This window comes from Paenibacillus sp. FSL P4-0176 (assembly GCF_037975265.1).
In the GTDB taxonomy this organism is placed as follows: domain Bacteria; phylum Bacillota; class Bacilli; order Paenibacillales; family Paenibacillaceae; genus Paenibacillus; species Paenibacillus amylolyticus.
Genome location: NZ_CP150242.1, coordinates 2231947 through 2253873 on the forward strand (window position 1 = coordinate 2231947; position 21927 = coordinate 2253873).

The 21927-nt window shown below is 47.8% G+C and carries 18 protein-coding genes; 11 read left to right on the forward strand and 7 right to left on the reverse strand.

Features of this window, described 5'->3' with window-relative positions:
* Positions 1 to 37: 37 nt before the first annotated feature.
* Positions 38 to 1756: a methyl-accepting chemotaxis protein gene (locus tag MKY95_RS10435; protein ID WP_076318361.1), complete on the reverse strand. Its 1719-nt coding sequence runs from the start codon at positions 1754 to 1756 to the stop codon at positions 38 to 40.
* Between the two features lie 315 nt (positions 1757 to 2071).
* On the opposite strand from MKY95_RS10435, the gene MKY95_RS10440 reads away from it, so the two are divergent.
* The 8 genes from MKY95_RS10440 to MKY95_RS10475 all read left to right on the forward strand — a co-directional run bounded on the left by MKY95_RS10440 (position 2072) and on the right by MKY95_RS10475 (position 12254).
* Positions 2072 to 2758, forward strand: a complete 687-nt coding sequence (locus MKY95_RS10440) for an HAD hydrolase-like protein (RefSeq protein WP_047844222.1) — start codon at positions 2072 to 2074, stop codon at positions 2756 to 2758.
* Positions 2759 to 2963: 205 nt separating this feature from the next.
* A complete protein-coding gene (locus MKY95_RS10445; protein ID WP_076318362.1) occupies positions 2964 to 3854 on the forward strand; it encodes a sugar ABC transporter permease in 891 nt (296 codons plus the stop codon).
* Between the two features lie 202 nt (positions 3855 to 4056).
* On the forward strand, positions 4057 to 4926 hold the full coding sequence (locus MKY95_RS10450; RefSeq protein ID WP_051447142.1) for a carbohydrate ABC transporter permease: 870 nt from the start codon (positions 4057 to 4059) through the stop codon (positions 4924 to 4926).
* Positions 4927 to 5030: 104 nt separating this feature from the next.
* Positions 5031 to 6782 (forward strand): sensor histidine kinase, encoded by a 1752-nt coding sequence (locus MKY95_RS10455; protein ID WP_339198674.1) that lies wholly within the window; start codon positions 5031 to 5033, stop codon positions 6780 to 6782.
* An 11-nt stretch (positions 6783 to 6793) separates the two neighbouring features.
* Positions 6794 to 8398 carry a helix-turn-helix domain-containing protein gene (locus MKY95_RS10460; protein WP_076318364.1) on the forward strand — a complete coding sequence of 535 codons (1605 nt, stop codon included), beginning with the start codon at positions 6794 to 6796 and terminating at the stop codon, positions 8396 to 8398.
* A 135-nt stretch (positions 8399 to 8533) separates the two neighbouring features.
* The gene (locus MKY95_RS10465) at positions 8534 to 9931 is read left to right on the forward strand and encodes a sugar ABC transporter substrate-binding protein (protein ID WP_076318365.1); all 1398 of its coding nucleotides are present in this window, start codon (positions 8534 to 8536) and stop codon (positions 9929 to 9931) included.
* A gap of 68 nt (positions 9932 to 9999) precedes the next feature.
* Positions 10000 to 10335: a cupin domain-containing protein gene (locus MKY95_RS10470; RefSeq protein WP_036669940.1), complete on the forward strand. Its 336-nt coding sequence runs from the start codon at positions 10000 to 10002 to the stop codon at positions 10333 to 10335.
* Complete coding sequence (locus MKY95_RS10475; protein ID WP_076318366.1) at positions 10332 to 12254, forward strand: alginate lyase family protein; 1923 nt, start codon at positions 10332 to 10334, stop codon at positions 12252 to 12254. The genes MKY95_RS10470 and MKY95_RS10475 overlap by 4 nt, the downstream gene beginning before the upstream one ends.
* A 62-nt stretch (positions 12255 to 12316) precedes the next feature.
* Here the strand turns inward: MKY95_RS10475 and MKY95_RS10480 are convergent, their stop codons facing one another.
* From MKY95_RS10480 to MKY95_RS10500, 5 genes are read right to left on the reverse strand one after another with little or no spacing between them, the layout of a single operon-like run.
* Positions 12317 to 13495, reverse strand: a complete 1179-nt coding sequence (locus tag MKY95_RS10480; RefSeq protein ID WP_143781026.1) for a YheC/YheD family protein — start codon at positions 13493 to 13495, stop codon at positions 12317 to 12319.
* Between the two features lie 35 nt (positions 13496 to 13530).
* Positions 13531 to 14637: a YheC/YheD family protein gene (locus MKY95_RS10485; protein ID WP_036669946.1), complete on the reverse strand. Its 1107-nt coding sequence runs from the start codon at positions 14635 to 14637 to the stop codon at positions 13531 to 13533.
* Positions 14637 to 16010 carry a YheC/YheD family protein gene (locus tag MKY95_RS10490; RefSeq protein ID WP_036609869.1) on the reverse strand — a complete coding sequence of 458 codons (1374 nt, stop codon included), beginning with the start codon at positions 16008 to 16010 and terminating at the stop codon, positions 14637 to 14639. The genes MKY95_RS10485 and MKY95_RS10490 overlap by 1 nt, the downstream gene beginning before the upstream one ends.
* Before the next feature lie 60 nt (positions 16011 to 16070).
* A complete protein-coding gene (locus tag MKY95_RS10495) occupies positions 16071 to 17261 on the reverse strand; it encodes a YheC/YheD family protein (protein ID WP_076318367.1) in 1191 nt (396 codons plus the stop codon).
* Positions 17262 to 17311: 50 nt separating this feature from the next.
* Entirely contained in the window at positions 17312 to 18679 is a 1368-nt protein-coding gene (locus MKY95_RS10500) for a YheC/YheD family protein (protein WP_076318368.1), read from the reverse strand.
* Between the two features lie 237 nt (positions 18680 to 18916).
* Between MKY95_RS10500 and MKY95_RS10505 the strand changes: the two genes are divergently transcribed.
* The 3 genes from MKY95_RS10505 to MKY95_RS10515 all read left to right on the forward strand — a co-directional run bounded on the left by MKY95_RS10505 (position 18917) and on the right by MKY95_RS10515 (position 21415).
* Positions 18917 to 19264 carry a YlbF family regulator gene (locus tag MKY95_RS10505; protein ID WP_036609862.1) on the forward strand — a complete coding sequence of 116 codons (348 nt, stop codon included), beginning with the start codon at positions 18917 to 18919 and terminating at the stop codon, positions 19262 to 19264.
* A 319-nt stretch (positions 19265 to 19583) separates the two neighbouring features.
* Positions 19584 to 19868, forward strand: a complete 285-nt coding sequence (locus tag MKY95_RS10510; RefSeq protein WP_085981456.1) for a hypothetical protein — start codon at positions 19584 to 19586, stop codon at positions 19866 to 19868.
* A 212-nt stretch (positions 19869 to 20080) separates the two neighbouring features.
* Positions 20081 to 21415 carry a DRTGG domain-containing protein gene (locus tag MKY95_RS10515; protein ID WP_036609860.1) on the forward strand — a complete coding sequence of 445 codons (1335 nt, stop codon included), beginning with the start codon at positions 20081 to 20083 and terminating at the stop codon, positions 21413 to 21415.
* A gap of 148 nt (positions 21416 to 21563) precedes the next feature.
* Here MKY95_RS10515 and MKY95_RS10520 read toward each other — a convergent pair whose 3' ends face one another.
* Positions 21564 to 21905, reverse strand: coding sequence for a YtpI family protein (locus MKY95_RS10520; protein WP_017689501.1), 342 nt, complete (start codon positions 21903 to 21905; stop codon positions 21564 to 21566).
* Positions 21906 to 21927 lie beyond the last annotated feature (22 nt).

The following is a 21927-nucleotide window of genomic DNA, read 5'->3' on the forward strand; positions in this document are numbered from 1 at the left end:
CAGCTATTTAGATACTCGATCAGTATGTTGATTCAGTTCAAGCCAGCTTGAATTGCTTAACCAGCTGATCAAGTGCATCGGACATTTCATTCAACTGCTTGGACGTGTCAGACATTTCCTGCAGAGAAGCAAGTTGTTCCTCCGTCATCGCAGATACTTCTTCTGTAGCTGATGCAGTATCTTCCACAACAGCCGATACTTCATTAATGGACTTCATTACAGCCTCACTACCGGAAGTTAACTCCTCGACAACAGCAGATACCTCCAGAACTTCACCACTGAGGTTATGAATATGCTGAGTAATGGTTGAAAAAGCATTACCTGCATCCTCAATGGTCCGCAACCCTTCATTCACATGTAGCGTGCTCTCATCAACCACCTGCACCGTACTTTGAACACCTGCTACCACGGTTTCCAATATACTTGTAATCTCTTTGGCTGATGTTGCACTTTGGTCTGCGAGATTACGGATTTCCGCGGCAACGACAGCGAAGCCACGTCCATTTTCCCCAGCGCGGGCAGCTTCAATTCCGGCGTTAAGTGCAAGCAGATTGGTTTGTCTCGCAATACCTGACATTGAATCTGCAATGTTGATCACTTGATCAGACATCTTCGAAATTTCATTAATGGCTTCCTGTACAGAGAGGAAGGATTGCTCAATGGAACTCATTTTACCCACAGCATTATCAATGCGCTGTTGCCCATCCACGGCAATGGATTCGGTACGAACTGCACGGCCTGCCACGTCACTTGCCGAGGAGGCGACACGATTAAGCCCGTTGAGGGATTGCTGCATCGCAGCTACCATGGTTTGCGTAAGAGCAACCTGTTCATCAGCGCCTTCAGCGACACGTTCCATGGCTGTGGCAACTTCTTTTCCTGCAAGATGGCTATCGGCAACCCCTTTATCCAATCGATCCGAAGCTGTGCTCAGAATCATGGCATTGCTCTGAACGTCCAGCATCATTTGCTGCAAACCAGTGAGCATTGTATTGGCTGCCTCCGCGAGTTCACGAGTTTCGTCTTTCATTGGCGTAGCGATTCTCAGTGTCAGGTCACCATTGGAAGAACCAATGTCATTTAATGCCTGTTTTACGGTACGAATATTTCTAACAATGGCACGGGAAAGGATCAAAGCAGTGATGAACGAGATAATGGCGACAACGATAAGTGCCCCATACAGTTCCAGGTTCAGTAGTGTGTTTTTTTGCTTCAGTGCTTCTGTACGGTTATCGGTTAACGTATGCTCGTTGGTTCGAAACGTATCGAGAGCAGTGCGAATCTGGTCCATGTCTCTTTTACCTGGATCATCTGCGAAAAAATCTCGAATGGCCTGTGTATTATTGGCTTGGCGAAGGGCGACCATAGGTTCACCAGCGACCTGGACCCAGTTCTCCATATTAGTATGTATGTCTTCCAAAAGTGCAAGTTGAGCCGGATTATCCGAAATTAGAGCAGCAAGTTCATCTCTGAGTGTAATAAGTTGCTCTTTTCCTTGGGTGTAGGGATCGAGATAATTGTCCTGACCGGTGATGATGTAACCGCGTTGACCTGTCTCCATATCTACCATGTTTCTTTCGAGTTCATAAGTGAGGGCGTGTACCCTCATATCGTGATCGACCAGAAAATCCAGTTCCCGTTGGAGCTGACTTGTGCTGTTCTGAATCAGCAGGATGCAACCAGCCAGTACAGCCAGTACGAGTAAATATCCTAATCCGATCTTATAAAAAATCTTAAAGGTCTTTCGCTTTTTCATGTTTGTTATTCCTCTCTATGGGGTATATGTAGTTGTCGAAAAAAACGGAAATGTGATAATTGTAGGTCTTTAGATTAGGTGTCTAAAGAACTATTTTTAGTATTATACGTAAAGGAACTTCTTTTGTATATAGTTTGTTTAACTGCAATATAACGTTTGTTTAACTGCAATATAACGTTTGGTTGATGCTGTATAAGGTTGGGGTTGATGATGTTTTACAATCGTTGGTTTACACGCTCAAACGTTATGTTTATCATGGGAAGGGAACGATTCCAATTACATATACAATATCCCAATCCGAAAGGAACATTGGACATGAATAAAGAGAAGGTATTGCTCAAACCGGAAGCGATGATTTTTGACATGGATGGTACGCTGTTCCAGACAGAGACCCTGTTGTTGCCAGCTTACCAGCAACTATTTGATACATTGCGTGCCGAAGGGCATTTTGAAGGAGAAACTCCACCCGAGGAACGGATGCTGGGAAGTTTGGGCATGTTGCTCGAAGATATATGGAAAGTGGTTATGCCTGAGGCATCGGAAGCGGCACATCGCCGTGCAGACGAACTGTTGCTTCAACTGGAGATTGAGGGGCTTGATCAAGGAAGTTCTCAATTGTATCCTGGGGTGAAAGAAACGCTGCAAGCATTAAAACAACAAGGAGTGCGTCTTTTTGTCGCAAGTAATGGGCTGGAGGACTATGTGAAGGGTGTGGCGTTTGCACACGAGATTATGCCTTTCTTTGAAGGGGTATACAGTGCAGGCCAGTACAAGACTCCTTCCAAAATTAATCTGGTGCAGATCCTGCTTGAGAAACATCGTATTCAGGACGCATGGATGGTAGGGGATCGCTCTTCTGATGTGGAAGCGGGTAAAATGAACGGTCAGGCGGTCATCGGCTGTGCCTATGCCGGGTTTGGTCGTGATGAGGAGCTTGCAGGCTCAGATGTGCTCATCTCTGATTTTACAGAACTGCTGCGTCTGTATGATGAAGCAGAGTAGCCTCTACGCTGTATACGTTTAATGAGATTTAAGATTACGAACCGCATGATATGAACCTGTAGACTCAACGGAAATTCGTTGAATACAGGTTTTTTTGTTTAGTCATGCAGTCACATTCTCCCCTGCAGAAAGTTGATTTCCCTATCCCGCTTTCCTCCATATTCCCTCTATACTTCATTCAAAAGCTATAGGGGGTCCGATTCTGGTGAAACCATCCAAAATACATGCCTATATGTTCATCTTTCCAAGTCTTTTTTTAACTGTTGTATTCGGGATCTATCCGCTGTTATGGGCGCTGCGTTACATGTTCTATGATTATCAAGGCATCGGGACGCCTGTCTTCATCGGGCTTGATAATTTTGGACGCATTTTGCGTGACGGGCAATTCTGGGATTCAGTAGGCAACACGGGTGTGTATGCCCTGGGCAAACTCGTCGTTACGATTCCACTGTCGTTAACTTTGGCGATTATTCTGAATCGCAAATGGAGAGGGCGATCCCTCTTTAGGGCGATCTATTATCTTCCCACTATTTTTAGCGCTTCGGTCATGGCGATTGTATTCTTTATTATTTTCAACTCCTATAACGGAATATTGAACCAATTGCTGCTTAAGTATCATGTGATCTCCGAACCTATTAGCTGGCTGGGGGCTGAACATGCCATGCTAACAACCATCATCATCGCCATCTGGGGGGCTGTGGGCAACTATATGTTGTTGTTCATTGCGGGTCTTCAGAGCATTCCTGAAGAGCTTTATGAGGCGGCATCCCTGGATGGAGCGAGTGAGTTTCAGAAACTGCGGAATGTAACGATTCCGTTGCTGGGTCCTGTCTTGCAGATGATCATCATGCTGGCAATTACCACGGCGCTGAAAGGTTACGAGAGTATTATGGTGCTGACCGAAGGGGGGCCGTATGGCAAAACAGAGGTGATGTATCTGTATTTGTTCAAACTGTTGTTTCCCGTGTCGGCTGACACCCAATCACTCCAGCAGCTCGGTTATGGCAGTGCAGTCGGTTTCACAACGGCTCTCATCGTAGGGGCAGTGACGCTTATTTACTTCCAGATATCCAAAAAGCTCAACGATGTCTATTAAAAGGTTGTTCAAAAAGTCCGCTTTTGATTACGAATCATGCTTAGCAGCATCATCAGCATCGAATATGAAATTCAGCCGAAATGTCCGTTGCTCACGTAGTTTTCCCTACGCTCTGCTACTCCATTTCTAGCTTCATTCCATCTTCTCGGTACTGAAAAACAGACTTTTTGAACACGTATAAAATTATCAGGAGGAAACGATGATGACTCAAAACGTGCTTGCGCCCTCAGGGTCTCCCCAACTCATTCGCTGGACCAAACGAACGGTACTTTGGTTGTTTTTGATCGCAATCGCTCTGCTGTCGCTGTTCCCCATCATACTTGTATTGCTCGGTTCCTTCAAAACAAACCAGGAATTGACCGGAGGAGCTACCATCTGGCCGAAGATTTGGCAGTTCTCCAACTATGCTCAGGCTTGGAAAACCGCCAATTTTTCGGGTTTTACCATTAACAGCGTGTTTGTTAGCATCAGTACAACAGTTGGCACACTGCTGGTAGCTTCGATGTCAGCCTACGCTGTGGATCGAGTGAATTTCAAAGGGAAAAAGGGGTACACCCTGCTCATGGCATCTACTCTGTTTATTTCCATAGGCGCGGTTGTGCTGCGTCCGCAATTTGACCTCATGGTCAAGCTGGGGCTGAATACCACGTTGTGGGGCGTTATTATTATACTGATCAGCGCACACGCTGCCACATATTTTATTCTGATTGGTTTCTTCAAGAGCATCCCGCGCGAACTGGATGAAGCGGCGATGATTGATGGCTGTAATTTTTTCACCACATACTGGCGAATTATTCTTCCACTCCTGCGCCCCGGACTCGCCGTTGCAGGTCTGGGTGTATTTCAGAGTTCATGGAATGAATATATTCTTCCTTTTGTGTTCACCATGAGCAATCCGGACTTGCAGACTTTGCCGGTTGGGCTGGCTAATCTGCGATATGGCATCGGAGCTGCGGCTGAGGTCCAACTGATGATGGCCGGAGCCTGTCTGTCCATTTTGCCGCTGCTCATCGTTTATATTTTTGCCAACAAATCATTCATGCAGGTGACCTTGGGAGCTGTGAAAGGATAGGCGTGAGCACAATCATGGAAACGGTTTTACGGGTTATTCCACTGTGCTATACTCATTTTAATTCACAGCGGACGGGCCAAGCCGTGTTCAAGGAGTGAGCGCCGATGATATTCGACTTTTATAAAATGTCCCTGAAAAAAAGAATACAGCTGCTGTACATTTTTCTCGTTGTCTTATGCATCAGTGTGACCGGGATATGCTCTTATCTCTTTGCTGCACGAAGCATTGAGCAGAATGCACTTGAACTGAAACAAAGCATTCTGAACAAATCAGTGCAGGTTATGGATGAACATCTAAGGCACATTGTTGTATCCTCTTTTTCTTTTATGCTCAATGAAACGTTCACCCAGGTCATGAAGGACGTGGGAAAAAATAACACATCTCATTATTATCAGAATCTCTCGCTGCTGCAAACATCGTTTGCTCAATTGAAGCTCGTAGAGCCACTGATTGATACTGCATATCTGACAACACCCATCGGTGATTTTTTCTCGACCAAAGACTTTCCGAATCGCAATAACTCATTCGACAGGGAATACGGACGCTACGTGAAGCTGCAAGGCTGGAATACGATGTGGTTTGGTTCACATCAGAGTCAATTGTTCCAATCCCAAGGAAATGTGTTATCTCTGTTGCTCAAACCTATTGTGATCGATAATCATACCTATTCGAATGTATATATGGTCGTCAATATGAAGGAAGAGGCGATGCGAGACATTCTGACGCAGGATCTCATGAATAACCAGATTCAACTGTTTTTGTTGCACAAAAACGGAAATGAAGTCATTCGGCCCAGGTCCCGAAATTACGATTTCATTATGGAGCCTGACTTTACCCAACAGTTTAGCCGTGGCGATGCTGGGGATTTTACCTACAGGAACGATCAGGGGGAGGACATGCTTGTTAACTATTCGGCATTGTCGATGAACGAGGATTGGGTCATGGTAAGTGTACAGTCCAAGGCTGACTTGTTGTCCCCCCTCCAAAAGATACGCTGGCTGATTATCCTGATCATGTTGTTTTGCATTTTGCTTGCACTCGGGTTGTCCAGCCTGGTGGCCTCCGCTCTGCTGAAGCCACTGAACAAACTGCGACGCCTGATGGTTGAGGTGGAGTCCAATGACCTGGATGTGCGGTTTCGCAGCAAGTATGACGATGAAGTCAGCGCTGTAGGGCATCGTTTCAATCGGATGTTGGACCAGATTCAGATTCTGTTTGAAGAAGTACGGACAACGGAGCAAGACAAACGGCGGTTTGAAGTTAAGGCGCTTCAGGCGCAGGTTGATCCTCATTTCCTCTACAATACCCTTAATACGATGTTCTGGAAAAGTGAGAGCGGAGAGAAGAAGGATGTAAGTGAGATGATCGTCTCCTTATCCTTATTATTCCGTCTGGGACTGAATGATGGGAAAGACATCACCAGTGTGGAGCAGGAGATCAAACATGTCGAACAATACATGCAGCTTCAGCAAAAATGTTACGAGGATCTGTTCGTTTATCGGATTGAGGTGGGGGACCCCTCTTGTTACGCTGTTGATATTTTAAAAATATTGCTTCAGCCCTTGGTGGAGAATTCCATCCTGCATGGATTCAAGGACAAAGAAGATTTGGGCGTTATCCTGATCCGCATTGATCGTCAGGGTGACACACTACGGCTGGAGGTGGCTGACAATGGATGTGGGATGGATGTAGCCAGTATCTATGCTGAGGATGTTCCTGACGGGGGACGCAAAGGTTATGCCCTATCCAATCTCCATGGCAGACTAAGCCTGCACTACGGGGATGTGGCCTCGATTGTGTTTCATAGCAGTACAGATGTGGGAACAACAGTTGTTATCAAGATTCCGATCACCTGAGGAGGGGCAGTATGGGCCAATTGACGATGTGTGTTATGGATGATATCCAGGCAGTTGTAAAGGGCATATCTTCAACTATTCCGTGGGAAGATCATCAGGTTCGGATTGTAGGCACGGCGGGCAATGGAGAGCGCGGTTGGTCCTTGTTGCTGGAGCAGCAACCCGACATCGTGATTAGTGATATCAGGATGCCCAAGCTGAGCGGGCTGGAGCTAATGAAGCGGGCATTGGATGCCGGACTGCGAGCCAAATTTATTTTCATCAGTGGTTATTCGGATTTCCAATATGCACAGGAGGCCATTAAGCTTGGTGCATCCGATTATTTACTCAAACCGTTTACCCCTGAAGAAATACTCGGTGCGGTGTTGAAGGTAAGACAGGTAATTACGGAAGAGCAGGCACAGTGCAAGCAGTTGGAACAGTTGGAGCAGAAGGTGGAGAGCAGTAGCCAGTATGAGCGTCACAGCTATCTACTGGGCTTGTTGCGTCATGAAATCGGGGGATTCCTGAATGAAAGTCGCTGGAATGAGCTGCAGATTGATCTCGATTCCTCCAATCTTCTCGTCATGGTCATTGAGGTGGATGGTTATACGCGATATGGATACACGATGCATCTGGATGCCGAAATCGTTCCTTTTGCGGTCCAAAATATTGTGGGAGAAACCATAAACCGTTATACCAAGGGCGTTGTTTTACGGGAAAACCGATACCGGCTTGCAGCCATATTGAACACACCAAGCCAGATCGACGTCTCCGAGCTACTGGAGCAATGCCGCCAAAATGTGGAGCGATTCAGCAAAAAAACAGTCTCGATTGGTGTGGGTACGATTGCCCGCAGACCACAGGAAATTTGGACGTCCTACGCACATGCAGATCAGGCGATATCCTATCGTTTTTACAGTGAAGGCAATTGCATCCTCCAGTATGCTGAACTGGAGAATCAGGCCTGTGTGGCTCCGATATATCCTCTGGAGAAGGAAAAAGAGCTCTTTTATGCACTGAAATGTGGTAATGAGAGCACCTGTCACCGCATCATTGATGAAATTCTCGAAGAATGGCAGGTCTCCGAATGTTTTCCCGAGCCACTCACGATGATTCGTTTGCTGTCTGGACTTGCTTTTGCCATCTACCGTGCCTTTTGTGATGAGATTACAGCAGAGGAACGCTTGCGTCTGGAGGCCGACCTGACAGTGCTTGAGGCGATGCGTTCCTTGACGTTTGAGGGCTGGAGGGGATATATCAAACATTTTAGCAGTATGGGTTGCGAGATTATGGACAAAAAACGACTCACCGATGTCAAACAGGCGATTAGCAAGGCGCAGGAATATATCAGTTTGAATCTTGCAGAAAATCTGACGTTGCATGCCTGTGCCCAATCCGTACATTTAAGTCCGAGTTACTTTGCCAATGCCTTCAAAAAGGAAACGGGCATAACGCCGATTCAATATATTACTAAGATGAGGATGGAAAAGGCAAAAGAGTTGCTGGTTGCAGGTGTACAGGTGCAAGAGATCTGCCAGAGGCTGGGTTATGAGGACAGGCCTTATTTCAGCGGTTTGTTCAAGAAATATTGCGGCATGACGCCAACCTGCTTCCGGCAAATGTATGAGAACTGAAAACAGATACGGATCGTCATTTTTCCCACCATGCAAAGTTAGAATGTCCCTCACCTCCATGAAAGCGTAGCGATTATCATTACGTTAACGGATAACTCAAACAGGTTGTCCAGACAAGCATAAGGGGGCATATCAATGGTTAAAAAGTGGATGGTGACTACGCTAAGTGCATTGCTGGCGCTAAGTTTGGCAGGTTGTTCTGCTGACAGTGGTACTTCGGCAAATAGCGAATCGGGGACCAGCGGGGAGAATGCCGGAGGGAAAACCAAAATCATATATTGGACACCGGACCGCCATGATGCTGATTTTATGAAATCCAAGATCGATGAGTTCAACCGGACGAACAAGGACAACATTGAAGTGGAGATGACCGTGATGGGGGACAACTATCCACAGGCGGTCGATATTGCTTTTGCCAGCAAGCAGGCACCCGATGTGCTGCAAGTTAATGATTTTCAGACGTATTATCAGAAGGGGTATCTCGCCCCGATCGATGGATACATGAGTGATGAGATGAAGGCCGTATTTAAAGACAGCTTGATTGAAAATAAAAACACGATTGATGGAAAAATATATTCCCTCCCCAATACAGGGCAGGTCTGGCGGCTTGTGTATAACAAAGATATTTTCAAAAAGGCAGGGATCGAGAGTCCGCCAAAAACGTTGGCTGAGATGGTTGCGGATGCCAAAAAAATTACCGAAGTTGGTAAAAGTGAAGGCATCTATGGCTTTGCCAGCCCATTCAAGAGCAGCAGCGGCTTCTGGAGAGCAGCCAATACGATTGCAGGTGCAAGCAATAATGTTGGTATTGATGGTTACAACTACAAGACAGGCCAATTTGATTTTGGGATGTACAAGGATATCGCAATGGCGCTTCGTCAGATGAATCAGGATGGCAGCATGTTGCCAGGAGTTGAAAGTCTGGACATCGATCCGCTCAGAGCCCAGTTTGCTCAAGGCAAAATCGGAATGTACATTAACCACTCCGGTGAACCAGGTGTATATAAAGATCAGTTTCCTACAAAAGAAAATTGGGCAGCCGCTCCTGTACCAACTAATGATGGAACGATCAAGGGCGCTTCACAAGTCATCGGGGGCTCCTACATCGGCATCAATGCAGATTCTGCCAACAAGGAAGCGGCATGGAAGTTTATGGAGTATGTGTACAGCACAGATCTTCAGAGTGAGTATTACGAAAAAGGATACGGAATCTCACTGATTCCTGCTGTATTAAGCTCTGACAAAAAACCAAGCATTCCGGGCATTGAAGGTTTCCTGCCCAAACGTTATGATGCCATTTTCCCGGCAAATCCAAGTGTGGTAACTGAGAGTTCACTGGAAGGCACCAAATGGAGTGAGGCTTTTTCAATCTTTGTATTCACGGGTGGCGATCTCGATGCTGTGATCAAGGATCTGGATACAAGGTACAAAGCAGCTCTGGAGAAAACCAAAGCGGCAGGGCTGACCAACATAACTGCTGATCCTTCGTTTGATTCTTCCAAACTTCAGGGTAAATTGTCCACAGAAGACTAATAAACGTTCATAGCGGCCGTGGTTTAACTACTTCGGTCGCTTATTCACAAGGAAAGGGGAAAAGCAAAATGATTATTAATCATGCGTCTATCGATGCACATATCGTGAACGAAACGAGTTCCCGCAAGATCTTGGGTATGGGCGGTACATTAATGATGGTGGAGGTTACCTTTGCTAAAGGTGGTATTGGAGAAGTTCACTCCCATGATGCGCACGAGCAGGTCAGTTATATCGTCAAAGGCAGCTTTGAGGTTCAGGTCGGTGAAGAAACTCGCATCTTAAAAGCAGGTGACAGCTTTTATGCCGGTTTTAACGTCCCGCATGGGGTTAAGGCACTGGAGGACTCCGTCATTCTGGATGTGTTTACCCCGTTCCGTCAGGATTTCCTTGAGGCGTCCCAATGAGCTATTTTTACCTTTCGGCAACGGACCTGCAACGGGCTGCCCAATATTATGAAAAACATTTTCAGGAAGAAGCCCGAAATTCGCTCACGATTGCCAATCGTGCCATCCTGAATGAATTTATCGTTCCTTATACCAACGATCTGAATCGCTGGATTCCGATGGGGACACCCGTGGACTGGCTTCACAACCCGACCAATGATCTGGAGTTCACATGGGGCATCAATCGACACTGGCATATGCTCGATCTGGGCAAGGCGTATCTGATGAAGGGCAATCCGCTATATGTAACAGCATTTATTGACCACTTCCGTAGCTGGAGACAGCAAAACCCGGTACCTGTAAATCTGGTTTACGACGAGGCTGTGTTCTTTCAAAAACCCGGTCCGTGGCGCCTGCTGGAGACGGGACTACGTGTGCAGTCCTGGATATCGGCATATAAATATATGGAAGCGAGTTCACTGATAGACGAAGGCTTTCAGGCGGAGTTTCGACAAGGTCTGGACGAGCACGCCGAGTTTTTGACCCGTTACCTCGGCAGCACGGAAATCAATCATGCCATTATGCATATGCAAGGGTTGTTCATGATCGCTACGTTCTACCACCAGCACCCGCGAAGTCCATACTGGCGTCAAGTGGCGATGGAACGTCTTGAGCTGTGTTTGCTGCATCAGTTGGGTGAAGAGGGAATACAGGTTGAACTGACAACACATTACCACAATGCCAGCATCGAAATGTTTGGCACCCCTTATCGGTTGGGTGAGATTTCAGGACATCCTTTCTCGGCATGGTATGCCCGCTGTCTACGCCAAATGGCCGCATTTACTGAGGCGCTGATCCGACCAGATCATCAGTCTACCGGTATTGGTGATTCGGATTGGGTTGGCGATGGGCGACAACGACTGACCCTGCTTGGCGCGATCCTGGACGATGATGATTTGATGGCTCGCGGAACGGATAGCTCGGAGTGTCTCTGGTTGCTGGGTGTGGAGAAATATGAGCGATGCCTCCGACTACAGGCTGCTTCTTCTCCGGTGTTGTCGAGCCGAGCCTTTCCGCAGACAGGATATTATGTCATGAGGGACAAGTATCAATATCTTTTTTTTGATGCGGCTGCCATGGGCGGAGCACACGGACATGCGGATGCGCTGAATGTGGAGTGGATGTGGAAGAACCAGCTTTTCTTCACGGACACCGGACGTTATACGTATGAAGAAGGGAAATGGCGTCGGTATTTCAAAAGTACGCGGGCGCACAATACCGTCACGGTGGATGGTCTAGATCAGACACCTTATCTCTCCACACAGCAATGGGGTGAACCGGAGGCTCAGGCCACAACGTTACGTTGGGAGAGCAATGACAGCTATCACTTCATTGATGCTTCACAGGATGGATATACACATTTGCCAGATCCAGTTACACATCGTCGGTGGATGCTGGCAGGGGTGGAGATCCCTATACTACTAATTGTGGATTGGCTGGAGGCAGAAGCAGAGCATACTCTGGAGCAACGTTTTCACCTGCATCCGCAAGCGGATATTGCGTTGAGAATGAATGAAGCTGGAGAAATGACGGCGGATATGAGCTATGAGGCATCTTCCATAACGCTGACGATGCAATGGGTTACGGCAGGCATCGGGAAGGGAGCCTTCGCGTTGACGGAGCAGCCCGGCTGGGTATCTGAGGTGTATGGTTCCAAGTCGGAAACATCGGTCATCCAGGGCAAGACTGATTTCTCGGGTAAAGTGGGTATTCTGACGTTGTGCCTCCCCGCGGATCATACAGACCAGGTTACACGTGTAACCACATGCCTACTGGAACCTGACCTGATGAGATTGGCATTATCTTATGTGCAAGGTGAGGAAAAAGGGTATATTGTGATTGACCACGACACGCTGCAATGGTCGAAAGAACAGAAATAAAAACAGTGAAGCAGGAGCAGATGCTCGCACTTGGCGAACATAGACTCCTGCTTTTTCTTCACTCACTTGGCTTTATTTTTTCTTTTTACTCTGGGTGATTTTTGCGAAACGGGCTTGGGACTGGCTGGCTTTCTGGCCGTTCCGGGAGGTCTGTTGCGATATACCCATAAGGCATACTCCAGCGGCTGAGTGATGGCTTTATAATAGATATCCCGCTCCCCGATGCGAGCGAATACTTCACGTGCAGGTTTGGGGTTAACTTCAAGCAGGTAGATACGCCCGCTTCTGTCAATCGCCAAATCCAGTGCCAACTCACATAGGTCCCCATACGTATCTTCCAGAAACGAAGCAACATCAATGCCGAATTTCTCTGCAGTTGTGTTAATTTCTGCCCGGAGGTCGTCATCTTCGATCCATTGCTTCATGAGTCGGTCCATCGCTATTGCCTGACCGCCGCCATGCAGATTGGAGGTTACGCTTTTTTCTGCACCCATGCGTCCAGCACATCCAGTAAGCTCCCATTGTCCTTCTCCGTTCTTCTGAACGAGCATGCGATAATCATGCACACGTCCATTCGGAAGCTGAAGTTGAATGCCCTTTTGTACAAGATACTTGTCTTTCATGTTCCAGTGCTGGAGCAACGCGCCAAGTCGTGATAAATGAACTTTACGTGGAGTGATGATACGACGCTTCTGATCCCGCCCTTGAACAAGCACTGTATTAGCCTCGCTACTGCTGCGTTCAATGCGCAGAATACCACGTCCGCCTGTTCCATTAATGGGTTTGAGATAGACCAGAGAAGAAACTTTAAGCATCCGGTTTACATCGGACATATCCTGAAATAGAGCGGTTTCCGGCAGGTGTTCACGAAAGTTGGCTTTTTGCAAAAGGGTCTGGTGGATGGTCCATTTATTGCGCAGTGGCCTGTTCAGAAAGAGCAGATGCCCATATTTCTCACGAAAAGCAAGCAATTGCTGGAACCTTCGGTTACGCTGAATCCGGCAACGATCAAAGATCAGGTCCGGGAATGATCGCCACTCCCTGGACCAGCCTTTTCCTTCATGAAAAACCATGGCTTCAATTTGTTTGCCGCCGGGGTGTACGTCGGCTGGTGTGAATACATAGATATCGAGTCCCCGCTTGCGCCCTTCAAGAATCATTCTGCGATAAACGCTTCGTTCTTCAAGAGCGCGATGTTCATTTAAGTACAACGTCATAATGCCCAGAACAGGTGAGGACACAAACAATCACCTTCTTTTTGCAGTATTCCTGTCTATCATCGTTTGGACTGACGGGCAAGATAAGCGCTGTAGTGAAATATACGTTCCAATGACCGCCGTCTGATCTGTGGTTCATCAAACTTCATGGGCTTTGCATTGGCTTCGAAGAACCAGAGTTCCCCCAGGTCATCAATGCCCAGATCCATGGACATTTCTCCGAGCGTGTAACCTGATCCCCGTTCTACCTGTCTTGCGATCATTAATGAAGTGGATTTCACACGTTTCATCAGGGTTGTTGACATTTCTTCGCCAAAAAGCTCGGTCAGCAGCTTCTCAGGGTCTTCTACGCTCCCGCCGCGCGGCACATGAGTTGTAATGCTACGGGAGCCAGCAAGTCTCGCTCCTACACCGGTTACGCTCCATTGGCCCTTGGTGTTCTTTTGTACAAGAACACGCAAATCGAAGGGGCGTTTACGAGAGGATGCCAGTTCAATGCCTTGTTGCATGATATAGGGCGTATGTCCGGTTTCTTTGCGAATTCGTGCCCATAACTTGGCAAGTGTAGATGCTTTATAGGTCGTGCTTCTACGTGTGGTTTGTATTTTGAGACGATAGGGAAGCCGTTCTTTTTCCTGAAATTTAAGCATCATGATTCCTTTACCAGCTTTGCCGCTCTCGGGCTTAAGGTACAGATAAGGATACGCCCGTAGAACGGCACCCAGAGAAGAAGCACTTCGCATCCGCCGAGTATAAGGGATCAGTTGCTGAGTCGATTTGGATTTCCTGAGCCATTCGAACAGATCCCATTTGTTGAAAAAGAATGGGTTATACAGTTCGATTCCTGATTGCATGCATTCGTCAATTTTACGCTGCACGGAAGGTTTTCCTTCGTCTTCCCGGTTGGGAATACGATTGTACAGAACATGGGGAAGGGGGAAAGGTTGTGAAACCCACTTTCCACTCCCCTTGTTGTACGTATATCCTTTCACGGTGGGGCCACTCACGTTCAGATCCCGTACAGTTACAATGTACACCACGTATCCCATGCTCTCGCCTGTCTGTAAGATATCCTGAAAATTTTGATGATTTCCCCTGAACATACGCTGTTTATCATGCATGGTCAAAACAGCAATGACAGGTTTGAAATCATCATGAAGGGTCATCAAATCTCTTCCTTCTTCCGGAACTTGCTCAAATACAGGCAGTGTTCCAAGATGTGCTCCACCGACGATTTGCCCTCCACCCGGAGTGAAGGGTGACGGAAAATGGAGCGCCCGGGTTTGGCGTTCGCTTCGAACATCCATACATGTTCCTCCTGATCAATGCCCAGATCAAAGCCAATCTCACCAATCAGATGCTGGTGCTGGGTTTCAATCGCCTGGGCCAGTGTAATAGCGACGGATTTGGCATGCTGAAGAACTTCTCCCGCACGATCGCCGAAGTTGCGACTGAGCGCCTGCTCAGGAGTCATTAGGGAGCCGCCATTTTTGATGTGTGTTGTGACGCTGCCACGTCCTGCCTTTTTGGCTCCAATTCCGACAACAACCCATTGATTGTTACCATTTTTGTGCATGTGAAAACGGAAATCAATTGGACATTCATCAATCTCAATTAGGCGTATTCCCTGCTGAACTACATATCCGCGTAGCTGCTTACCATGTCTTCCCTGAAGCATGCGCATCAGACTGTTGAAGGACCCAAAACGCAGGAGTGCATTACCGCCTTTTTTGCGATAACGTGCGAAATATCCACGTTTGGGCGAATAAGTCAGGCGGTAGATCCCGTTCCCCAGACTTCCTGCAGTAGGCTTATAGTAGACGAACTGATGGCGTTCCAACATTTCCTTCATCTGTTCAACAGAAGGATTGGTAATCGATTCAGGGATATACCGTCCTGCTGCCGGCTCGTTCTCCAGCAACGTATAGATATCCGATTTGTTGAAGAAGCTCCAGTTGAAGAACGGAATTTTTCGGCGAACAAATCGTTCCCGCAGCTGGTTGATTGCTGGTGAGAAGTCTGAACGACGGCTTGGTAACCGGTTGTAGACAACATCGGGCAGAGGTACGGTTCTGCGGGTAAAGCTTCCGTTATCATTCAGGAAAAAACCCGATACAGTCTCGTTCTGCCAATTGATATCCCGAGGAGTAAATGCGTAAATGTAGGATTTACGGCTGCCTTCACGGAGTAACTGTTTGATGAAACCAGTACGGGAACCGAATGGATTCGTGCTCGTCGCAGGCCCATCAGAGAGTACGCCGATCAGTGGACCTAACTGGACCTCATCATTTTGCAAATTCCGGAGATAAATACTGCCCCGTTTGGGAACGTTCATCATATTACGGATACCTGAAGCGAGATACAGATGTTTACCTGCTTTTTTGATTGGTTTGATCGTTGCAGGTACCCGGTCACGCCCGAAGCGAAGGTGCACCGTTTTTTTGCCGGACAGGTTGAGGCTCTTCATTAAAGCGTTGGATACATAAACCACTTTATCCGGTTGCTTGGTGAAATGCAGATTGCAAAAGGTCAAACTCATGATTTATCCTCCTATCCTGAAAAGATCCTTGGGCTCCATGGCAAGCGGGCGCTGCGGGCCTCAGCCGCCGTGAATCGGGATGGGTTTCAGGCCAGCTTTGCTGGATGTATTCGGCAATTTCATTGGACGAAAGACGTCCGTGAGAACATGTTGTTGCAACAGATAACGGGCATAGGCAAGCGGCCGGGTATAAGTCAGGGTATGCATGCGTCGGTCGCCCGCTTCTGCAAATGAGGTGCGGCCTGGTTTGGAGTTGACTTCAATTAGCCAGAGTTGGCCCTCTGCATCTGCTCCGAAATCAAGCCCCAATTCGGCTAACCTGCCGAAACGGCTTTCCAGCAGGGTGGGGATAAGAGTAGCAGTCTGCCGGATGCTCTTCAGCAGAGTTTCCGTGCGGTTCGTTCCATATCGCTGGAGCAGATATGCGTGGGCAGGATATGCTTTACCCCCACCGTGAAGATTGGACGTGAGTGAACCTTCGGGTCCTTCCCGTACCATACATCCGGTAAGCGTCCAGCGACCTTGCCCATTCTTTTGCATTAGAGCCCGTATGTCGAATGCTCTTCCATGATGGCTAAGCTCCAGATATGGCTGCACGATCATCTTACGCTCAGCCTGATGTAATGCTAGCCAGGAAGATACAGCCTGGGTATGGTTGAATGTAAGAAAAAAGTTTTCATTGTCCTCGTTACGCCCCTCCACGACCCATGTTGATGGAGTCGCTCCCTGAGACAGGCGAAAGGTATTCTTGCCATGAGTCCCGGATACCGGTTTGAAGAACAGTCCTTTGGGCCAACGGTCCAGCCATGTTTCCCAAGGAATATGCGATCCGATCCGGGTTGTGGGAGCAAGTTGTGACCTCAATTCAGGATTTCGGGACAACACACGATGTACCTCCCATTTTCCTGGAAGGGAAGCAGACCAATAACGGTGTTGATCTGTGCCGTTGGTTGGTATCCATTCCTTAAGCTGTTGTCTGACGTACCTGGAGATAGGGCGAAGACAACGATCCATAATGAGATCGACTGCAGGAACAGGTACCGAATTCCACTTCCCTTGATGATAGACATATCCCCATTGAAGAGGGAGATGGACTGTATCATTTGATATCGGGATCACAATAATCTGAAGGGCGTATTTCATGCTCCCCAAACTGAGACGACGGCAGAAAAGTTCATCCGTAAAGGGAGGTGAGCCTTCGGTTGCACGTACCAGAATGGCCAGTGTCTTGGTCTGAGATGTTGGAAACATTACGCTGCACCTCTCCTCTATCAGATTTGTTTCCCATAGGGAATAACTTTTCAAAAACCCGCCAGGTACGTAGAATATTCGAGCATGGCTTTGACGGAAGGGCGGATCTTGCTCTCACTCAGTGGTGTATTATCATTCTTGGATGGTTTGGAGTTGACTTCGAGCAGCCATACGCGCCCAGTGGTGTCCAAGGCCAGATCAATACCAAGTTCACCAAAATGAGCAGGGATGGCACTCTCGATCCCTTTGGCGATATCCAATGCTGCGGTGTGCAATCCTGCATACGCGGAAGCTTTGGCTGATCCAGTCAACTGTGTTTTGGCAACAGCATCCTTGACGGTGCTGAGACTTCCACCCCGTGCCAGATTGGATACGTAGTGACTCCCGCCCGCAATCCGGGCGACGATGGAGGTTACACTCCATTTACCTGTACGGTTCTTTTGCACGAGCGCACGGAAATCCACGGGTCTGCCACTGTTGTCAATGAGAGTCAGCCCTTGTTGGATCTGATAACGCGTTGTTTTCATTTTCCCAGACATACTGGCATACAGTTTATCCAGAGAAGTATACGTTTGTTTCCGGGTCCCCCCGACGCCAGTCGCCAGAGTCAGGAAGCTTCCGTCAATCTGACGTGAGACCCGGATGATCCCTTTGCCCAAAGAACCGCGGACGGGCTTCAGAAATACAACCGGATGTCGGTTGCACATCGTCTTGAGCATGGCGGACGTCTTGAGCAAATGAGACTCGGGAAGAACTCGTTTAAGCGTTGAAATGGACTTGAGTGCGTCAAACACTTCGTTTTTGTCCAGAAACTTTTCATTGAAGGTTTGCGTGCCGTAGAGCGATTTTACTTCTTTCATAAAATGCTGTACGCTAGGTTTGTTCTCAAGCTTGCGGGACGTTAGCCGGTTATTGACGACGTCTGCTACAGGCAGAACAGTCTTTTTCCAGCCGTCATCATACACCCAGCCTTTCATATAACCCGTTACCGCTCCAATATCCTCCGGTGTGAAAAAGGATACATAGGCGCCTTGCTTACGGCAGGCGTTCACCAGTTCTTGACAGAACATCGTGATGGAGCCAAAGGGCCGATCGGGCTGATCGGGATAATCCTGGCTAACCAGTACACTGATGTAGGGTCCAAGGCGAAGCGTACGGCTGGCTGAACGATAGGATACCCTCAGGACCGAACGTGGAACGAGACCGGTCTTGCTGGCAACTGTCTGATTGATGCGCAGCCCGTCATACCTTGGTACCGGAATAACAGTGACTTCGCGGCGGAAAGAGCCAAATTGCAGCTGAAGCGGCCTTCCTGAAGGGATTTTAAGCGCCTTAAGCACCCCTTCGCCCAGCATGATGACGTCGTCCTGCAGGATGCCCGAGCCGGTAACCTGAATCGTTACTTTTTTAGTGGACATCACGGATCTCCTTCCGGGCGGCAACTTGATGTCTGATCTCGAAGTTGAACGGCATCTGAACATGGCATGTGCTTCATCATATGAGGACATATAACCCTTGGTGATTGACCCATATGGATTAAATGCATTTGATTTCGAGGCAGGTTATGGATGGCCTGTTTCAGAGCGCCCTTGTTTGACAGGAGAGAAAAGCGTGTATTAACACGGATGAACAAATCAATCTGAGGAGGAATAATAGTGAACATTTATGACAAAGCCAATGATTTGGCCAAAGCACTGAGAGAAAGCAGCGAGGTGGAAGAGATTACTTCCGCGATGAAGCTGATTGAAGCTGATCCGGATGCAAAAGCAATGCTGGATAACTTCCGTGATCAACAAATGGAATTGCAACAACGTATGATGAGCGGGGATATGCCAGCTCCGGATGAGATGGAGAAAATGGAGAAGCTGTTTGAAGTACTGAGTTTGAATCTGAACATCCGTCGTTTGTTTGATGCGGAGCGTCGCCTCAGTGTCATCATTGAAGACGTGAATAAAATTATTGCTGACAGCCTGGGTCATCTGTACGGTGGCGCTGAAGCGTAAAAAGGTAGTTCAAAAAGTCCACTTTTGATTACGAAGGATGCCTAGCGGCATCATCAGCATCGAATATGAAATTCAGCCGATATAAGCGGGGGCTTACGAAGGTTGTTTCCTTCGGAAACATTGTGGTTGCTCACGTAGTTGTCCTACGCTCCGCTACTCCATTTCTAGCTTCATTCCATCTTCTCGGTACTGAAAACTGATCTTTTTGAACACGTACTAAACGCTTGTCTTGTTTTTTTACCTGAACCTTTCATATTAGCTCCTTATCGTTCATAGACTAGACATATAGAGTCGATCAAGAACGAAGGAGCTGTGAATGGTGAAGAGGTTGAAAAAAGCAAAACATGTGATCTATCTGCTTATTGCGTTGTCGATGCTGGTCATTGCACTGCCGCGGATTTCCTTTGCTGGAGGAATGGACTGGGTTAATATTTTTGGCATCGTATGGGTGCTGTTCTCCTTATTAATCGTTGGTGCACATCTGCATTTTATTCTCGGTGTGGATGAAGAGAAGAAGCGTGCACTGGAAGCCGTTCGCCGGGCGAAGCTGCGGCAGTGGGAGATGAAACTGCTGGACAAGCAGGAGCGGAGCGAGTCTGTATAAGGTACAGTATGAGATCCAACATGGAAGACCGGAATCCCTTGGTACAAAGGGGCCCCGGTCTTTTTTGGTACATACAGAATTAGAGGTTAATGGGATGATTAAATTCAGATGGCGAACTTGCCTGTGAGAATGGGTAGGGGTGGGGTTATTTTCCTGAAGCCGTGTTATAATAGATACAGTATAGTACAGATGCATCTTCGGGGGTGGTACAGTTGGACGGACAGGAAGAGAACGTCACGAAGCATGAACAGTTACTTCAACATATTGAACAACTGAAGGTTGGCAGCAAAATATCAGTACGTGGACTCGCGCGGGAGCTGGGTGTAAGTGAAGGGACAGCGTATCGTGCGGTGAAAGAGGCGGAGAACTTCGGGCTGGTCGTGACCAAGGAACGAATTGGAACGGTTCGGATCGAGAAGAGACCTCGGGGCATGTCGGAACAGTTGACCTTTGCTGATGTTGTGACCATTGTGGAAGGCCATGTGCTGGGGGGTAACGAAGGTCTTGCCAAACCGCTGCACAAGTATGTGATTGGCGCGATGAAGGAACAGGCAATGGCCCGTTATATTGACGCTGGGAGTCTACTGATTGTAGGTAACCGTGAAGATGCTCACTCGCTTGCCCTCGAACAGGGAGCGGGCGTGTTGATTACGGGTGGTTTTGGGACAAGTCGTGAAGTAAGAATTATGGCTGACGAGCTTGGGCTACCAATTATTTCATCCAGACATGATACATTCACGGTAGCTTCAATGATTAACCGTGCGATCTTCGACCGGCTGATTAAGAAAAAAATTATGCTTGTTGAGGATATCATTGGTCAGAAACCTCGCTTGCAGGTGCTGAAGGTGACCAGTTCAGCCGCAGATTTTCATATGTTGGTTTCAGAGACGGGTGAACATCGCTTCCCGGTCGTGGATGAATGGAACCGGGTCATCGGGATTGTGAGTCTGAAGGATGTCAGTGAGCTGAAAGAAGATCAAAGTATTGAGAAATGTGTGATACGCCGCCCGATTACGGCCTCATTGCAGACATCTCTTGCTTCTGCTGCCCAGATTATGACCTGGGAAGGCATTGATTTTCTGCCAATTGTGGATCGGAATCGCAAACTGATTGCGTCCGTCACACGCAAGGAAGTGCTTCAGGCCATGCGGGATGCACAGAAGCAGCCACAACTGGGAGAGACGTTTGATCATCTGATCTGGAACGGGTTTGCCGAGGAGCGCGGTGAACAGAACGAATTGTTATTTCACGGATTCATCATTCCTCAGATGGCAACGGATCTGGGTACGATCTCCGAAGGTGTTCTGTTGAATGTGATGACACAGGCTGGCCGGCGGGCAGCGTGGGATGTTACAGGGAACGACCATGTGGTGGATAATGTAACAACTTATTTTGTTCGACCAGTACAGATTGAGGATCAGATCCTGGTTCGACCGTTAATTCTGGAAACCAGTCGTCGAACGTGCAAAATGGACATTGTGGTTACCCGTGAAGGCAGTGTGGTATGCAAAGCGGTAATGACATTGCAGTCGATTGACCATGCCTAGCAGGGTACGTTGCCTCGGGCATAGACAACGAGAGTACTCCCTGATCAAGAAGCTCTGCCGGGTTGCGCTGTCGCGCGGTTCTGGCTTCGCTTAATGAAGGGGAAGTACTCTCTTCTTTTTGCAGACACAATGATATAGCTTCAACGAATCATGCAGATTGGCCGGAGGTTTTACCTGATCCATTACTGGACCGTTGTTGAAGCCGCGCATAATAACTGCGGTTACGTATTCCAGCAAATACATTATACGCACCCATAATCAGAAATAGCGCTTCCACAATCACAGATAAAGTGGAGCCCGTGAAGACAAACATCAGGATCAGGGCAAGAACAACAAGCATGCCACCCATCCAGATATTTGTCCACGAACGGTACAGACCGGCGCTGGCAGCATCCGAGCTTCTGTGTGAACGAATACTGTTCAACGCTGCAAAAACCATGGCAACAGCAAAGATGGCGATTAGAGCATATTTGAGTACATCAATGAACACAAAGACGCAGCTCCTTTTCTGG

Excerpts from the sequence above, each read along its gene's own strand:
- MKY95_RS10435 (WP_076318361.1), bottom strand. The coding sequence starts at position 1,756 with ATGAAAAAGCGAAAGACCTTTAAGATTTTTTATAAGATCGGATTAGGA.
- MKY95_RS10440 (WP_047844222.1), top strand. The coding sequence starts at position 2,072 with ATGAATAAAGAGAAGGTATTGCTCAAACCGGAAGCGATGATTTTTGAC.
- MKY95_RS10450 (WP_051447142.1), top strand. The coding sequence starts at position 4,057 with ATGACTCAAAACGTGCTTGCGCCCTCAGGGTCTCCCCAACTCATTCGC.
- MKY95_RS10455 (WP_339198674.1), top strand. The coding sequence starts at position 5,031 with ATGATATTCGACTTTTATAAAATGTCCCTGAAAAAAAGAATACAGCTG.
- MKY95_RS10460 (WP_076318364.1), top strand. The coding sequence starts at position 6,794 with ATGGGCCAATTGACGATGTGTGTTATGGATGATATCCAGGCAGTTGTA.
- MKY95_RS10465 (WP_076318365.1), top strand. The coding sequence starts at position 8,534 with ATGGTTAAAAAGTGGATGGTGACTACGCTAAGTGCATTGCTGGCGCTA.
- MKY95_RS10470 (WP_036669940.1), top strand. The coding sequence starts at position 10,000 with ATGATTATTAATCATGCGTCTATCGATGCACATATCGTGAACGAAACG.
- MKY95_RS10475 (WP_076318366.1), top strand. The coding sequence starts at position 10,332 with ATGAGCTATTTTTACCTTTCGGCAACGGACCTGCAACGGGCTGCCCAA.
- MKY95_RS10485 (WP_036669946.1), bottom strand. The coding sequence starts at position 14,637 with ATGACCCTTCATGATGATTTCAAACCTGTCATTGCTGTTTTGACCATG.
- MKY95_RS10490 (WP_036609869.1), bottom strand. The coding sequence starts at position 16,010 with ATGAGTTTGACCTTTTGCAATCTGCATTTCACCAAGCAACCGGATAAA.
- MKY95_RS10495 (WP_076318367.1), bottom strand. The coding sequence starts at position 17,261 with ATGTTTCCAACATCTCAGACCAAGACACTGGCCATTCTGGTACGTGCA.
- MKY95_RS10500 (WP_076318368.1), bottom strand. The coding sequence starts at position 18,679 with ATGTCCACTAAAAAAGTAACGATTCAGGTTACCGGCTCGGGCATCCTG.